Consider the following 16,484-nt stretch of genomic DNA (forward strand, 5'->3'; position numbering starts at 1 on the left):
GCTGTCCGACCCCCGGCACCGGCTCGTTCCCCAGGAGCGGACACCGTACGGCCATCCAGATTGCCGGGACGTGAAATCTCGCCACACCCGCGCCCGGAGCCCAAGCAGGGCCCCACGACCCCTGGACGGGGCAGCGAGCCGGGAGTTACCTGACATACGTGGGAAGTGCGCGCGCACGGCACGGGGGCCACGCAACCGGGCACAGCGGTGAACTCTCGGCGGATTGGGGCGCTTACCTATGACACCTACGCTCGTGCGGCAGCACGTGCCTCACGCGGATTCCGCACCCCGCGTGGACCTGTGCGCACGCGCGCGTGACTGGTCCGAGATCCAGGAGCGGATGCTGGTGCCGCTCTACGAAGCCGTCTACGAACGGCTCGAAGTGGGCCCCGCCACCCGGCTGCTGGGCCTGCGCTGCGGCGCCGGGCTCGCGCTGCTGCTGGCGGCCGGCAGAGGTGCCGGCGTCACCGGTGTCGAGGCCGCCTCGCCCGAGCGGCTCGCCCTCGCCCGCGAACGCCTGCTGCCGGACGCCTCGCGCGGCGGCGACGGGAGCGTCTTCGGCCGGCCCGGGGAGCATGGCGGGAGCCGTGGCGGGCCGGGGGTCCCCGGCGGACCCGATACGCCCGGGGGCAGCGGTGACGGTCCCGGTCGGGCCGGGACGCAGAGCAGAGGCGGCGGTGAGCGCGGGGTCCCGGGTGCACACCGCGTCGGCGAGCCCGCGGAGCCCGGTGTGGGCGGCGGCACAGGGCGCGCTCCGTACTGCGTCGGCAGGGGGCGCAGCGCGAGCGGCCGGCCACGCGCGCGTGCCGTGCAGCTCGTCGCGCGCTCACCCCGGGACGCGGCCGGGGAGGAGACCGCCGGCTACACCCTGGTGACCGTCTTCGAGCCGATCGGGTGTCTCGCGGGCGACTCCGAGGGCCTCGGTGAACTGCTCGCGGACGTGTTACCGCTGGCCGCGCACGGGGCCGCCGTGGTGCTGACCGGCTGGGGCCCGCCGGAGCGCTGCGCCACCTCCTCGGTGCTGCGGGTGGCGACGAAACTGGCCGATCCCCTGCGCAGCGCGCGCAGCTGGCGGCCCGCCCAGCGCGACGACCTGGAGGAGGTCGCCCAGCGGGCGGGGCTGAAGCCGGACGGCTCGGGGCGGGTGGCCTGTCCGTTCGGGTACGCCGACGTCGACAGCGCCGTACGGGGACTGCTGTCGACCGGTCTGTTCGACGCGGCGATGGCGGCGACGGACGCCAAGCAGGTCGACAAGGAGCTGACGGAGGCCCTGCACCCGTACCGGCGCCCGGACGGGACCGTGTGGATGCCGAACGTCTTCCGCTACCTCGTCGCGCGCGTGCCCTAGGAGTCTTCGCGTGACCCAGGAGTCCTTCAGAGAGTCTTCGCGTGCCCCAGGAGTCCTTCAGACCTCGCTGTCCTTGACGAGGCGCGTGATCCCGGCGATCCGGTACGCGTCCGCCTCCTCCAGTGTCTCGTTCTCCAGCAGCGCCTGCGCCAGGCCGTCCAACTGGCCGCGGTGGTCGCGGAGTTTGCGGCACGCCTCCTCGTAGCACTCGTCCACGATCCGGCGCATCTCGGTGTCGATCACATCGAGGGTCTGCGGGGCGGCGGAGAGGCCGTAGGCCTGCTGGGCATCGCTCGGGAGGGCGGACAAACGACCGACCCGCTCACTCATGCCCCAGCGGGCCACCATCCCGCGCGCGATGTTGGTGACCTGTTCGAGGTCGTTCTCCGCACCCGTGGTGACCACTCCGTAGACGACCTCCTCCGCCGCCATCCCGCCCAGGGCGCCGATGATGCGACCGCGCAGGTACTCCTCCGAGTGGGCGTACCGCTCCACCTCGGGCGTGGACATGGTCACGCCGAGCGCCCGGCCGCGCGGCACGATGGTGATCTTGCGGACCGGGTCGGCGCCGGGCTGCAGCATGCCGAGGAGGGCGTGGCCGCTCTCGTGGTAGGCGGTGCGCCGGCGGTCCTCCTCGGGCATCACGAGGGTGCGCTCGGCCCCCAGCTGGACCTTCTCCAGCGCCTCGGACATGTCCGAGGCGGTCACCTGCTCCTGTTTGCGCTTCACCGCGAGCAGCGCGGCCTCGTTGGCGAGATTGGCCAGATCCGCGCCCGTCATGCCCGGGGTGACACGGGCCAGCTGGGTCAGGTCGACGTCGGGCGCGAGCGGGATGTCCCGGGTGTGGATGCGCAGGATCGACTCGCGCCCGGCCCGGTCGGGCGGGGCCACGTTGACCACCCGGTCGAAGCGGCCGGGACGGGTCAGGGCCGGGTCCAGGATGTCCGCGCGGTTGGTCGCGGCGATGACGATCACGCCCTCCGCGCCCGAGAAGCCGTCCATCTCCGTCAGGATCTGGTTCAGGGTCTGCTCGCGCTCGTCGTGCCCGCTCATCGAGGCACCGCCGGCGCGCGCCCGGCCGATGGTGTCGATCTCGTCGATGAAGATGATCGAGGGTGCCACCTTCCGGGCCTCGGCGAAGAGTTCGCGGACGCGGGACGCGCCGACGCCGACGATCATCTCGATGAACTCGGACGCCGAGGCGGAGAAGAAGGGCACACCGGCCTCGCCCGCGACCGCGCGTGCGAGCAGGGTCTTGCCGGTGCCGGGAGGACCTGCGAGCAGCACACCGCGGGGCAGCTTCGCGCCCATCCTGCGGTAGACGTCGGGGTGCTCCAGGAAGTCGACGACGTCGTCCAGTTCGCCCTTGACCTCGTCGATGCCGGCCACGTCCGCGAAGGTCGTGCGCTCGGTGCCCGGCCGCAGCCCGACCGGTTTGGGCGGCGCCCGGCGGCCGAAGAGGCCACCCGCTCCGGGCAGGGCCCCGCCGAGCCGCCGCGCGAAGAAGATCCACACCGCAACCAGGACCGCGATCGGGATCAGGGACATCAGCACGTTGGCCATGAGGCTGCGCTCCTGCACGACCGGCCGCGCGGTCACCGTCACCCCGTGGCTGCTCAGGTTCTGCCAGAGCCTGTCGGCCGCGAAGGCCGGGCGCTGTGTCTTGAACCTGGTGTACTTCCCGCCCCCCTCGGGGTTGGCCTGCGCGGTCTTGAGCTGGCCCTGGATCGCGTCGCCCTTGGAGTAGATCTTCGCGACGTTGCCGGCCGCGACCTGTCGGCTGAACTCCGTGTACGAGATCGTCGGCTGGTTGCCCTGGCCGAGATAGTTCAGTCCGACATAGGCCAGCAGGAAGACGATCACCGCGGTGACGAGCAGCCCCCACCACTTCCCGCCGCGGATCCGTCCGCCGCCGGGCCGCCGGGGCGATTCGTCGGGGGTGCCCTCGGTGCGCCACGGTTGATCAGGAGTCTTGCGCGGTGGCGCCGCATCGCTCATATCTGGACGTTAAGGCATACGGCGGACCTCGGCACGCGCTGAGGGCGCCCCCTCGGCCAGGGGGCGCCCTCAAGGACGTACGAGCGGCGCTCAGCCGACGAACTCGTGGATCGGGACTCAGCCCATGAACTTCTTGAACTCGTCCGGCAGCTCGAAGTCCTGACCGCCCTGCTGCGGCAGCCCGAAGGCGTTCCCGCCCTGCGCGGCGGCCTCGCGGCGCAGGGCCTCCTCCAGCTCCTGCTGCTTGCGCTTCATCGGGTTGCCGGAGCGCTGCTTGCCCTTGGCCTTCTTCTGCTGCTTCTTCTGCCGGCCGGGGCCGCCGCCCATGCCCGGGATCCCCGGCATGCCCGGCATACCGCCGCCCTGGGCCATGCGGGACATCATCTTGCGGGCCTCGAAGAACCGCTCGACCAGGTTCTTCACCGCGCTGACCTCGACACCGGAACCCTTGGCGATACGGGCGCGGCGGGAGCCGTTGATGATCGTCGGGTCCTGGCGCTCGCCCGGGGTCATCGACTTGATGATCGCGGCGGTGCGGTCGACGTCCCGCTCGTCGATGTTCTGGATCTGGTCCTTGATCTGGCCCATGCCCGGGAGCATGCCCAGCAGCTTGCTGATGCTGCCCATCTTCCTGACCTGCTCCATCTGGGCCAGGAAGTCGTCCAGGGTGAAGTCCTGGCCCTTCTTGGACGCCAGCTTCGAGGCCATCTTGGCGGCCTCTTCCTGGCTGAAGGTCTTCTCCGCCTGCTCGATCAGGGTGAGCAGGTCACCCAGGTCGAGGATGCGGGAGGCCATCCGGTCCGGGTGGAAGGCGTCGAAGTCGTCGAGCTTCTCGCCGTTCGACGCGAACATGATCGGCTTGCCGGTGATCTGCCGGATCGACAGGGCGGCACCACCGCGGGCGTCACCGTCGAGCTTGGAGAGCACCACGCCGTCGAAGCCGACGCCGTCGCGGAAGGCCTCGGCGGTGTTGACGGCGTCCTGACCGATCATCGCGTCGACGACGAACAGGATCTCGTCCGGGGAGACGGCGTCGCGGATGTCCGCGGCCTGCTGCATCATTTCGGCGTCGATACCGAGGCGGCCGGCGGTGTCCACGATCACGATGTCGTGGACCTTGGACTTCGCGAAGTCGATGGAGTCCTTGGCGACCTTGACCGGGTCACCGACGCCGTTGCCCGGCTCGGGCGCGTAGACGGCGACGCCGGCGCGCTCGGCGACCACGCTCAGCTGATTGACGGCGTTCGGGCGCTGGAGGTCGGCGGCGACCAGCAGCGGCGAGTGGCCCTGCTCCTTGAGCCACTTGGCGAGCTTGCCCGCGAGGGTGGTCTTACCGGCACCCTGCAGACCCGCCAGCATGATCACGGTGGGCGGCTGCTTGGCGAAGCGCAGGCGCCGGGTCTCACCGCCGAGGATGGTGACGAGCTCGTCGTTGACGATCTTCAGGACCTGCTGGGCCGGGTTCAGCGCCCTGGAGACCTCGGCGCCGAGCGCCCGCTCCTTGACGTTCTTGATGAAGGTCCGGACGACCGGGAGGGCGACGTCCGCTTCGAGGAGCGCGATACGGATCTCGCGCGCCGTGGCGTCGATGTCCGCCTCGCTGAGGCGCCCCTTGCCGCGGAGATTCTTGAAAGTCGCGCTGAGGCGGTCGGAGAGGGTATCGAACACGGTGGCGTCGGTCCTCGAGGTCGGAGTCAGTTCGGGCTGCCCTCCAGGGTATCGGGCCGCGCAAGCAATTCGTCCCCGCCCGCTCTGTTCAGCGACCGGGGACACACGCTCACGCCCGCAGCGTCTCCTCCAGGACCCGTGCCAGCGACCCGGCGTCCGCGCCCGGCAGCGGCTCACCCGCGCCGGTCGTGACGTAGAAGGCGTCCACCGCATTGGAACCCAGCGTCGACACATGCATGCTCCGTACCCGCACCCCCGCCTTCTCCAGGGCCATCCCGATCCGGTGCAGCAGGCCCGGGGCGTCCTGGGCGCGGACCTCGATCACCGTGGCGTGGTGGGAGGCCGCCGGAGCGACGGTCACCCTCGGCGGCGGCGCGACCCAGCCGCGGCGCCTCGGATAGGCCGCGTCCCGTTCGGCGAGCCGGCCGGCGATGTCCAGGGTGCCGTCCAGGGCGCGGACGAGGTCGGCGCGCAGCCGGGTGGCCTGCGGCAGGGAGCCGTACTCGGCGGCGACCCGCCAGTTGAGCAGCAGCACCGAGCCGTCGTCGACGTCGTCGGGCAGGCGCAGGGCGCGCAGCTCGGCCGTGCGGACGGTGAGCCGGTGCACCGCGAGGACACCGGCGACGGCGGGCAGGACGGCGGGCTGGTCGGGTACGGCGATGACCAGCTCGACGCCGAGGGGTTCCTGGGCGGACTCCTCCTCGGGGACCGGTTCCCGCTGGGCGCGCAGCGCGAGGACCGGGCCGCCCGTGCGGTAGGCCTCGATCGCCAGCCGTTCGTGCTCGGCCGTGGGCGCTGCGGGCTCGGGTTCGTCGGGGGCGTCGCCGGCCAGCACGGCGGAGACCCGCCGGACCAGGTCGGTGACGAGGGAGCCGCGCCAGGAGGACCAGGCCGCGGGGCCGGTGGCGAGGGCGTCGGCCTCGGTGAGGGCGTGCAGCAGTTCCAGGGTGCTCTGGGTGCCGACCGCCTCGGCGACCGAGCGGACCGTGGCCGGGTCGTCCAGGTCGCGGCGGGTGGCCGTCTCGATCAGCAGCAGGTGATGGCGGACCAGGACGGACAGCACGTCGACATCCGCGCGGTCGAAGCCGATCCGCGCCGCCACGTCCTTGGCGATGATCTCGCCGGCCACCGAGTGGTCGCCGGGCCAGCCCTTGCCGATGTCGTGCAGCAGCGCGGCGACCAGGAGGAGGTCCGGGCGGCTGACGCGGCGGGTCAGTTCGGAGGCGCGGACGGCCGTCTCGATCAGGTGCCGGTCGACCGTCCACAGGTGGACCGCGTTGCGCTGCGGGCGGCAGCGGACCCGTTCCCAGTCCGGGAGCAGGCGGCTGATCAGGCCCTCCGCCTCCAGCGCCTCCCAGACGTCGACGGTCGGGCGGCCGGAGCCGAGCAGCGTCACCAGCTGCTCACGGGCCTCGGCGGGCCAGGGCGTGGGCAAGGGGCGTGCGGTGGCGGCCATGCGCCGTACGGCGTGCAGGGAGAGCGGGAGGCCGGCCTGTGCGGCGGCGGCCGCGGCGCGCAGCGGGAGCACGGGGTCGCGTTCGGGGCGTGCGGCGCGGGCGAGCACCACCTCGCCGTCCTGTTCCACCACTCCCTCGGCCAGCGGCGACCGCTCCGCGACCGGCTTGCCCCCGCCGAGCATGGCGCGCAGCCGGGGACGGACGGCGCGCGAGCGCAGCACGCGCCCCACCTCGCGCCAGGTGACGTCGCTGGCGTACGAGATGACCCGCGCCGCCTCGTAGACCTGCCGCAGCAGGGTGTCCGCGTCCAGCAGCCCCAGCTCGGCGGCCACCTGGTCCTGCTCCTGGAGCGCGAGCCGGTCGGTGGCACGGCCGGTCGCCAGGTGCAGCGCGTCCCGCACGTCGAGCAGGCGCCGGCGGGCGTCCGCGAGGCCCTCGCGCGGGGCGTCGGCGAGCCAGGAGGCGGCTACGGCGCGCAGGGCGGTGGCGTCCCGCAGGCCGCCGCGGGCCTCCTTGAGGTCGGGCTCCAGCAGGTACTGCAGCTCGCCGTGGCGCTCGGCGCGCTCGGCGCAGAGTTCCTGGAGTTCGGGGAGGCGTTTGGGGGCCTGGTTGCGCCAGTCGGCGAGGACGGCCGTACGCAGGCCGGTGGTGAGGCCGGGGTCGCCGGCGAGGTGGCGGGCGTCCAGGAGGCCGAGTTGGACTTTCAAATCCTCCCCGGCGGTCCTGCGGGCCTCCGCCGGGGTGCGCACGGAGTGGTCGAGGGCGAGGCCCAGGTCCCAGATCGGATACCAGAGGCGGTCGGCCAGCGCGGCGACCGCCTTGGGGTCACTGCCGTCGTGCAGCAGGAGCAGGTCGAGGTCGCTGCGCGGGGACAGCTCGCCACGGCCGTAACCGCCGACGGCGACCAGGGACGCGCCCGAGAATCCCTCGGCGGCCGCCTTGAACAGCCCGGCGAGCCAGTCGTCGGTCAGTTCCGCGAGGGCGGCACGGCGCGGCGGCCCGGACCGCGCCCCCTCGGTGAGGAGGCGCAGCCGGGCCGCCGCGTAGCCGCTGGGTCCCGAGTCCTCTGCCATCCGCTCGTCCGTTCCCGTCACCCAGCGACTCCCGTTCTGAGAAGTTGTGGTCAGAGCGCGTCCGGACCGCGCTCGCCGGTGCGGACCCGTACGGCCGTCTCGACCGGCAGGGACCAGACCTTGCCGTCACCGATCTTGCCGGTGCGGGCCGCCTTGACGATGACCTCGATCAGCTGCTCGGCGTCGTCGTCCTCGGCCAGGACCTCTATGCGGATCTTCGGGACCAGGTCGACGGTGTACTCGGCACCGCGGTAGACCTCGGTGTGGCCCCGCTGACGACCGTAACCGCTGGCCTCGGTGACCGTCAGGCCGTGGACGCCGAAGGCCTGCAGGGCCTCCTTGATCTCATCCAGCCGATGGGGCTTGACGACGGCGGTGATGAGCTTCATGCGTCCACCTTCTTGGTCTGCGTGGCGGCCGGGGCCGGGGCCTGCGCGACGGAGCCGATGACACCGCCGCCGGCGCCGCTGAAGTCGTAGGCGGTCTCGGCGTGCTCGGCCTGGTCGATGCCGGAGATCTCCTCGTCCTCGGTGACCCGCATGCCGATCGTCTTGTCGAGCAGGAAGGCGAGGACCGCGGAGACGATCAGCGAGTAGGCGAGGACCGCGCCGACACCGGCGCACTGCTTCCACAGCTGGGTGAAGGAGTGGTCGCCGTAGAAGACACCGGTCGCGGTGGACTGCCCCTTGCCGGTGGCGAAGAAGCCGATCAGCAGGGAGCCGATGATGCCGCCGACCATGTGGACGCCGACGACGTCGAGCGAGTCGTCGTAGCCGAACTTGAACTTCAGTCCGACGGCCGCGGCGCAGGCGACACCGGCGATGGCGCCGACGGCGATCGCGCCGAGCGGGGAGACCGCGCCGCCGGACGGGGTGATCGCGACCAGACCGGCGACCGCGCCGGAGGCGGCGCCCAGCGTGGTGAACGCGCCGTGCCGGATCTTCTCGTAGGCGAGCCAGGCCAGCATGGCGGCGGCCGTGGCGACCTGCGTGTTGACGAACATCAGCGCGCCGACGCCGTCGTCGTTGCCGAGCCAGGAGCCCGCGTTGAAACCGAACCAGCCGAACCACAGGAGCCCTGCACCGAGCATGACCAGCGGGAGGCTGTGCGGGCGCATCGGGTCCTTCTTGAAGCCGACGCGCTTGCCGATGACGAGGATGACACCGAGCGCTCCCGCACCCGCGTTGATGTGGACCGCCGTACCACCCGCGAAGTCGATCACGCCGAGCTTGTAGGCCCAGCCGTCGGCGCCCCAGACCCAGTGGGCGACCGGAACGTAGACGAGCGTGAGCCACAGGGCGATGAAGAGCGACCAGGCCGAGAACTTGACGCGGTCCGCGAGGGCGCCGCTTATCAGGGCCGGGGTGATGATCGCGAACATCATCTGGAAGACCATGAACACGAAGATCGGGATGGTGTAGCCGGGCCAGAGTTCCGTCAGACCGATCTTGCGGAGGCCGAACCAGTCGGAGTCCCAGCCGATGAGGCCGTTGTTCGTGCCGAAGGCGAGGGAGAAGCCGTAGAGCACCCACAGAATGGTGACGATGCCCATACTGATGAAGCTCATCATCAGCATGTTCAGGGTGCTCTTGACTCGGACCATGCCCCCGTAGAAGAAGGCAAGACCCGGCGTCATGATCAGCACCAGGGCGGAAGCGATCAGCATGAAGCCTGTGTTGGCGGACGACAGCTTGGGTGCGTCCGCCGCAAGCATGATGGCTGGTGCCATCGGCGTCTCCTCGTCGGTTGGTACGGCCCCGTGCGGGCGGTGCCTGAGCGGTCCGGCGGGTGTGGGGTGTGGGCCGGTTATGCGCCATGAGATTGACGCAGCGCGGTTTCGGTGGAAGCCCCTCGTTGTTTCGCCGGGGTGACGAAGGCGCCCTGCTTGTTACGCCTGGATGAACCGCCGGATTCGCGGCTCGCCGATCGTTATCGTGACGCAACCATCGCCGGAGGATCCCTGCCGTGACACAGGCCGGCCGCGGCGGACCTCTCCGATGACCTGGCGTGGGGGAGCCGAGTCGGGCAGTTCGGGAGGACCGGCCGCGGCCGGGGCGGGGGAGCCGGGTGTGTCAGACCGCTTCGGCGGTTTCCGGCAGGTCGACGGCGAGCTGATCGGTGAGGTCGACGACGACGGCGAGATCGCCGTAGTCCCGTACGGCCGTATCGACCGTCTTTCGAATACGAGTGTTCACACGCTCGGAGCGGACTTTCCTGGCGATCTCCATGGCCTGGGAGGCATAGGCCGTGCTCCGCTCGGGCTCGCGCTGGAGCAGATGCACGGTGGCCATGCCGATCAGGTTCAGCGCGTACGACCGCTGGTGCTCGCTGTCCTCGGCGAACTTCTCCACCGCCTTTCGCATCAGCGGCTCGGCGAGGGAGGCGTAGGTGGGGCTGCGTCCGGCGACGTAGGCGAGGTCGCGGAAGGAGTGGGAGTTCTCGCCGTACAGCTCGGCCTCGGAGAAGAAACGGATCCAGTCGGGGTCCGGCTCGTCCCACTCGTCGGCCTCGGCGAAGGTGTCCTCGGCCATGCGGACCGCGCGCTTGGTCTTGCCGGGCTGGCCCATGTTGGCGTAGGCGCGGGCCTCCATCGCATACAGCATGGACTGGGTGCGCGGGCTCGCGCAGTCCCGGCTGCCGTACTGGGCGAGGTGGATCAGCTCCAGGGCGTCGTCGGGCCGGCCGAGGTGGATCATCTGGCGGCTCATGCTGGAGAGGATGTACGAGCCGAGGGGCTTGTCGCCGGCCTCCTTGGCCGCGTGCAGGGCGAGGACGAAGTACTTCTGCGCGGTGGGCTGGAGGCCCACGTCGTACGACATCCAGCCGGCCAGTTCGGCCAGCTCGGCGGCGACCTTGAAGAGCGTCCGGGTGGTGGCCTCGGGCTGGGGTTCCTGGAGCAGGTCGGTGACCTCGTGCAGCTGGCCGACGACCGCCTTGCGGCGCAGGCCGCCGCCGCACTGCGCGTCCCACTGCCGGAACATGCGCGTGGTGGACTCCAGCAGGTCCAGCTCGGGCTTGGACAGCCGGCCGGGCCTGCGGGAGTCCAGGACGGGCTCGGGCTCGACGGCGACCGGGGAGGCGGGGCTCGGGACGAGCCAGCGCTGCATGGGCTCGATGAGGGAGGGACCGGCGGACAGCGCCAGCGAGGTGCCGAGGAAGCCGCGCCGGGCCAGCATCAGGTCGCTGCGCGAGAACTCGCTGAGCAGGGCGACCGTCTGCGGGGCCGTCCAGGGCAGGTCGACTCCGGACACGGAGGGCGACTGGCGGGCTGCGCGCAGGCCGAGGTCCTCGATGGAGACCACACAGCCGAAGCGTTCGGAGAACAGCTCCGAGAGGATGCGCGGGATCGGCTCGCGCGGGTTCTCCCCGTCCAGCCAGCGGCGCACGCGCGAGGTGTCGGTGGAGATGTGGTTGGCACCCAGCTGGCGAGCCCGGCGGTTCACTTGGCGGGCCAGCTCGCCCTTGGACCAGCCGCTGCGCACGAACCACGAGCCGAGCAGCTCATTGGGGCGCCTGTCAGCGTTCGCTCCGCTACCGCCGTTGCCGCTCACTGGAACGCCCCCATCCCTGAGACCACTTGTCGTCGAGTGCGCCAAGCCTTATCAGAATGCCGGTAAATACGGCCTCTTGTCCGCCGGTTCTCACCCTTCGAACGAGCTGACGACTCGCCTCCGGCATACCCAACTACGCATATGCCGTCCGGACTCGCACACTCACAGTAATCCTACGATCACCCGCTCAGCCACGGGGATCCCGGAAACGCCACCATTCGCCACCCCTTCGAATGAACTCACGGTCGGTGGTACGCGATTCACTTGACATAGGACGGCCGGAAGTGGGCGGAGCGATGCACGCGGGGGCGCGAACACCCCGATGCGCCACCCGTTGCACCTCAAGGCGCCGCCTTCACCTCGCGTCGACCGGGGAAGGCGGAGCCGTAGCGTTACGTTCCGCTTCCGCTTCGCTCCGTGTCGTAACCACCGGCGCGCTGGACCCGTTGGAGGGGGCATGGGCTTCACGATCGGCGGCATTCGCGAGATCCGCTCCGGCACGCGCCGCCGTGGCCGTTCGTCGGAGTGCACCGCCGTCGCCGAGTTCACCGGGCTGTGGGGCTGGGACGTGGTGCCGGGAGCGCGGGCCGCGGCGGGCGTCTGCTCGTGCGGACACGACGACTGCCCGGCGCCGGGCGCGCATCCGCTGGACTTCGCGCCCCAGGTGCCGGCCGGGGCCACGCTGGACGAGGTGAGCAAGGCCTGGTCGGAGTTCCCGGGCGCCGCGGTGATGCTTCCGGTGGGTCAGGCGTTCGACGTCGTCGAGGTCTCCGAGGCCGCCGGGCGCCGCGCCCTGGCCCGCCTGGAGCGGATGGGACTCCCCCTCGGTCCGGTGACCGCCACCCCGGACGGCCGCGCCCACTTCTTCGTCGCCCCCGGCGCCGCCACGGAGCTCCCCCGGCTGCTGTACCGCATGGGCTGGGACGACCCCTCGGCCCTGGACCTGCGCGGCCTCGGCCCCGGCACGCACATCACCGCGCCCCCCTCCGACCGGGGCGGCCTGGGCCCGGTCCGCTGGCTGCGCCCACCCGCCCTGGACTCGGCGACCCGCCCTCCGGCGGCCCGGCTGCTGCTGGGCACGCTGGCGTATGTGGCACACCGGTCGCGGGCGCGAGCGTAGACCGGTCGTATCGTCCACGAACGCCTCCAGCTCGGCCTCGGCCCGGTGCGGTGGCGGGCGCGAGCGTAGTTCTCCCCTGCCCGCGACCACAGCAACCATCGATCGAGGCACCACGACGGCGAGCAACCACGTCCGCGAAAGCGGCGGCGGTTCAGGCGCAAAAAGGCCAAGCGCCCGACCCAACTGCACCTTGGGGCGGGCGCTTCTTGTCGGCTACCGGATTCGGTAACCGGTCAGTCACCGATCAGCGCATCCACGAACGCCTCCGGCTCGAACGGCGCCAGATCGTCCGCGCCCTCGCCGAGGCCGACCAGCTTGACCGGCACGCCCAGCTCACGCTGGACCGCGACGACGATGCCACCCTTGGCCGTGCCGTCCAGCTTGGTCAGCACGATGCCGGTGATGTCCACGACCTCCGCGAAGACGCGGGCCTGCACCAGGCCGTTCTGGCCGGTGGTGGCGTCGAGGACGAGCAGCACCTCGTCCAGCGGCGCGTGCTTCTCCACGACCCGCTTGACCTTGCCGAGCTCGTCCATGAGACCGGTCTTGGTGTGCAGGCGGCCTGCGGTGTCGATGAGGACGACGTCGACCCCCATCTCCTTGCCTTCCTTGACCGCGTCGAAGGCGACGGAGGCGGGGTCGCCGGCCTCCGGGCCGCGCACGGTGTAGGCCCCGACACGCTCGCCCCAGGTCTGGAGCTGGTCGGCGGCGGCGGCACGGAAGGTGTCGGCGGCGCCGAGCACGACCGTACGGCCGTCGGCGACGAGCACCCGCGCGAGCTTGCCGGTGGTGGTGGTCTTGCCGGTGCCGTTGACGCCGACGACCATCACGATGCCGGGCTTGCGGTCCTCGGGCTCGGTCTTGACCGTGCGGTCGAAGTCCGTGCCGACGACCTTGAGCAGCTCGTCGCGCAGCAGGCCGCGCAGCTCCTGAGGGGTGCGGGTGCCGAGCACCTTCACGCGCTCGCGCAGGCTCTCGACCAGCTCCTGGGTGGGCTGCACGCCGACGTCGGCGGTGAGCAGCGTGTCCTCGATCTCCTCCCAGGTCTCGTCGTCCAGGTGCTCGCGCGAGAGCAGCGTGAGCAGGCCCTTGCCGAGGGCGTTCTGGGAGCGGGACAGGCGGGCGCGCAGCCGGACCAGCCGGCCCGCGGTGGGCTCCGGGATCTCGATCTCGGGAGCCTCGACAACAGGAGGCTCCTCCACGACGACCGGTGCGGGGCCGCCGGGGAGATCCACCTCCTCGATGGTCCGGCGCGGTTCTTCGCGCGGCGTCTCGGCCTCTTCGCCGATGTGCGGCTCGGCCGGGGGCGCGGTGATGTCGGGCGCCTTCGGCGGCGGCGGAGGCAGCGGCTTCTTGCGCCGGGTGCCCACCACCAGCCCGCCGAGCGCCGCGAGCACGACCACGGCGATGACTACAGCAAGGATGACGGTTTCCATAACGGATCCAGTATCAGCCATGGGTTGCCGCGGGAGCCGTTTGTGTCTTCGTCCGAGAGACAAACGCCACTTAATACAAGGACTCGGCGCAAAGTACGATGGCGGCGGCTCTGTCGACGCGCGTAGAGTCGCGACCGTCCCTGTCCCCCCACGTCTGGTGCCCCTTTTTCATGAGCAAAACCGTCGAGACCGAAGGCGCTCTCGAGACCCGAGGTATCGAGCAGGTCCCCGATCACGAACGCACCGCGAAGACCCGTGAGCTGTTCCCCACCTGGGTCGGCGCCAACATCAGCGTGCTGCTGCTGACGATGGGCGCGAGCCTCGTCGTGGCGTACCACCTGGACATCTGGCAGGCGCTCGTCGTCGCGGTGGCGGCGCCGGTCGTGTCGTACGGCCTGGTCGGTCTGATCGGTATCGCCGGCAAGCGCGGCGGCGCGCCCGGCATGGCGCTCTCGCGCGCGGTCTTCGGCCAGCGCGGCAACCTGCTGCCCGGGTCGCTGATCTGGGTCGCGCGCTGGGGCTGGGAGACGATCAACGCGGTCACCGGCGCCTACGCGATGCTCACCATCCTGGACATCCTGTTCGGCATCAAGGCGAACAGCGTGCTGGACATGGTGATGCTGCTGGTGTTCGTCGTGGCGACCTTCGCGATCTCGGGCCTCGGCATCAACGCCGTACAGAAGTGCAACAAGTACGCCACCTATCTCTTCGGCGTCTTCTCGGTGCTGGTCCTGGTCTACCTGGTGGCGAACACGAACTGGTCCGAGGTGCTGCACCACGGCGGCGGCTCCACGGCCGCGGTGATCACCGGTGTCGGCATGATCGCGGCGGGCGGTGTCAGCTGGATCCCGACGGCGCCGGACTTCACCCGCTACCTGCCGCGCACGGCGTCCTCGAAGGCGATCGTCGGCACGGCGGTCGGCGGCGCCGGCATCGTCGTGCTGCCCATGGTCCTCATGGGCGCGGTGATGGCGGTCTCCACGCCGGACCTGGCCTCGGCCACCGACCCGGTGTCCTTCCTCGGTGAGATCCTGCCGACGTGGATCGCGGTGCCGTACCTGTTCATCGCGCTGATCGGCATGCTGCTGATCAACTCGATGTCGATGTACTCGGCGGGCTTCACCGCCCAGACCCTCGGCATCAGGGTGCCGCGGCACTGGGCGGTCTCGGTGAACGCCGTGATCTCGCTGGTCTTCGGTGGTGTGCTGATGCTGGTGGCGACGAGCTTCATGGGCTCGTTCATCGCCTTCCTGTCGCTGCTGGCGGTCGCCTTCTCGGCCTGGGTCGGTGTCTTCGGCGCGGACATGCTGGGCCGCACCGAGTACGACGGCCGCGCCATGACGGACACCACCCGCACCAGCGCCTACTGGTACAAGGGCGGCTTCTCCCCCGCGGCGGTGGCCGCCTGGGCGATCGGCCTGGTGTCGGGCCTGATGTTCACGACCTCGGACTGGTTCACCGGCCCGCTCGCGAAGAACAACGTCATCGGCGAGTACGGCCTCGGCTGGGTCGCCACGATCGTGATCTCGGGCCTGCTGTACCTGGCGCTGCCGAAGCCGGCGGCAACCAAGCCGGCCGAGGTCGCCGAACCGGCCGAGGAGCGCGCGACCGCCTCCGTGTGACGGGCCTCAGCCGGGCAGGCCGCTCTTGTGCGGGGCGGCACTCGCCCGGAAGCGGAGACGCGAGCAGCGGGGCCGGCCACAGCGCGACCCGGCCACACCCTGCCTCGGCCCGCGGATCCGTGGGTGTGGCTTCGCCCATCCCGCGCCCCTGCCCTCCTCTCCTCCATGGCCATCTGACGCAACGTCAGCTAATGTCCCCCTCCACCGCATCGCACCGGAGGGGGACTTCCCATGCCCGTCACGGTCGTCCGTTTCAACCTCGTCGCTCCCGGCGCCGGCCCCGCAGCCCTCTCCGCTCGCTACCGGGCCGCCCTGGAGATGGCCGCGTACGCGGACGAGCACGGGATCAGCACCGTGCAGACCGAGGAGCACCACGGCGCCGACAACAACTGGCTGCCGTCGCCGTTCGCCTTCGCGGGCGCGGTGTTCGGGGCGACCCGCCGGATCACGGTGACCGTGTCGGCGGTGATCGGCCCGCTGCACGACCCGCTGCGGCTCGCCGAGGAGATCGCCGTACTGGACCTGCTGAGCGGCGGACGGCTGGTGACGGTGGCCGGGATCGGCTACCGGCCCGAGGAGTACGCCCTGTTCGACGTGGACTGGAGGCGCCGGGGCCGGCTGCAGGACGAGGTGCTCCAGACCCTGCTGAAGGCGTGGTCCGGCAAAAAGTTCGGGTACCGGGGCCGTACGGTACGGCTCACCCCGCGCCCGTACACCGACCCGCACCCGCTCCTCCTGGTCGGCGGCTCCTCCAGGGCCGCCGCCCGCCGGGCCGCCCGGCTCGGCCTGCCGTTCTTCCCGAGCGCGCACCTGCCGGAGCTGGAGTCCTACTACAAGGAGAAGCTCACCGAGTACGGCACCGAGGGCTGGGTCATGATGCCCGCGGCCGAGACTCCCCTGCTGCACATCGCCGAGGACCCGGAGCGGGCATGGGCGGAGTACGGCGAGCACTTCCTGCACGAGGCGCGGACCTACGCCGCCTGGCAGTCGGGCCAGATCCGCTCGGCGGTGAAGTCGACGGCCACGACGGTGGAGGAGCTGCGCGCGGAGGGTGTGTACCGCGTCCTCACGCCGGAGGAGTGCGCGGGCGCCGGGCTGGACAGTCTGGTCCTGCACCCGCTGGTGGGCGGAATGCCGCTGGAGGAGGGGTGGCGGAGCCTGCGGCTGTTCGCGGAGCGGGTGCTGCCGGCGGTGGGAGGCTGAGCTGCGGC

General features: G+C 71.3%; 11 protein-coding genes. 4 read left to right on the top strand and 7 right to left on the bottom strand.

Annotated elements, in window-relative coordinates; all coding sequences use genetic code 11:
- The first annotated feature begins 340 nt into the window (after window positions 1–340).
- A complete protein-coding gene (locus ACZ418_RS25565) occupies window positions 341–1,348 on the top strand; it encodes an SAM-dependent methyltransferase (RefSeq protein ID WP_468367411.1) in 1,008 nt (335 codons plus the stop codon).
- 57 nt (window positions 1,349–1,405) lie between these two features.
- Here ACZ418_RS25565 and ftsH read toward each other — a convergent pair whose 3' ends face one another.
- The 6 genes from ftsH to nsdA form a co-directional block, all read right to left on the bottom strand.
- Window positions 1,406–3,346, bottom strand: a complete 1,941-nt coding sequence (gene ftsH / locus ACZ418_RS25570; RefSeq protein WP_468366996.1) for an ATP-dependent zinc metalloprotease FtsH — start codon at window positions 3,344–3,346, stop codon at window positions 1,406–1,408.
- Window positions 3,347–3,463: 117 nt separating this feature from the next.
- Complete coding sequence (ffh, locus tag ACZ418_RS25575; RefSeq protein WP_468366999.1) at window positions 3,464–5,014, bottom strand: signal recognition particle protein; 1,551 nt, start codon at window positions 5,012–5,014, stop codon at window positions 3,464–3,466.
- A gap of 109 nt (window positions 5,015–5,123) precedes the next feature.
- On the bottom strand, window positions 5,124–7,565 hold the full coding sequence (locus ACZ418_RS25580; RefSeq protein ID WP_468367002.1) for a [protein-PII] uridylyltransferase: 2,442 nt from the start codon (window positions 7,563–7,565) through the stop codon (window positions 5,124–5,126).
- A gap of 29 nt (window positions 7,566–7,594) precedes the next feature.
- Entirely contained in the window at window positions 7,595–7,933 is a 339-nt protein-coding gene (locus ACZ418_RS25585) for a P-II family nitrogen regulator (RefSeq protein ID WP_030990174.1), read from the bottom strand.
- Window positions 7,930–9,273, bottom strand: a complete 1,344-nt coding sequence (locus ACZ418_RS25590) for an ammonium transporter (RefSeq protein ID WP_468367005.1) — start codon at window positions 9,271–9,273, stop codon at window positions 7,930–7,932. The genes ACZ418_RS25585 and ACZ418_RS25590 overlap by 4 nt, the downstream gene beginning before the upstream one ends.
- 343 nt (window positions 9,274–9,616) lie before the next feature.
- Window positions 9,617–11,095, bottom strand: a complete 1,479-nt coding sequence (gene nsdA, locus ACZ418_RS25595; RefSeq protein ID WP_468367008.1) for a transcriptional repressor NsdA — start codon at window positions 11,093–11,095, stop codon at window positions 9,617–9,619.
- A 457-nt stretch (window positions 11,096–11,552) separates the two neighbouring features.
- Here nsdA and ACZ418_RS25600 point away from each other — a divergent pair, with 457 nt between their 5' ends.
- Window positions 11,553–12,215, top strand: coding sequence for a bifunctional DNA primase/polymerase (locus ACZ418_RS25600; protein WP_468367010.1), 663 nt, complete (start codon window positions 11,553–11,555; stop codon window positions 12,213–12,215).
- Window positions 12,216–12,448: 233 nt separating this feature from the next.
- On the opposite strand, the gene ftsY is transcribed toward ACZ418_RS25600, so the two are convergent.
- Window positions 12,449–13,651, bottom strand: a complete 1,203-nt coding sequence (ftsY, locus tag ACZ418_RS25605) for a signal recognition particle-docking protein FtsY (protein ID WP_468367013.1) — start codon at window positions 13,649–13,651, stop codon at window positions 12,449–12,451.
- Between the two features lie 170 nt (window positions 13,652–13,821).
- Between ftsY and ACZ418_RS25610 the strand changes: the two genes are divergently transcribed.
- Both ACZ418_RS25610 and ACZ418_RS25615 read left to right on the top strand, forming a co-directional pair.
- Window positions 13,822–15,273: a cytosine permease gene (locus ACZ418_RS25610; RefSeq protein WP_468367015.1), complete on the top strand. Its 1,452-nt coding sequence runs from the start codon at window positions 13,822–13,824 to the stop codon at window positions 15,271–15,273.
- Window positions 15,274–15,504: 231 nt separating this feature from the next.
- Window positions 15,505–16,476, top strand: a complete 972-nt coding sequence (locus ACZ418_RS25615) for an LLM class flavin-dependent oxidoreductase (protein WP_468367017.1) — start codon at window positions 15,505–15,507, stop codon at window positions 16,474–16,476.
- The last annotated feature ends 8 nt before the right edge of the window (window positions 16,477–16,484 follow it).

This window comes from Streptomyces sp. NPDC030820, from assembly GCF_055572075.1.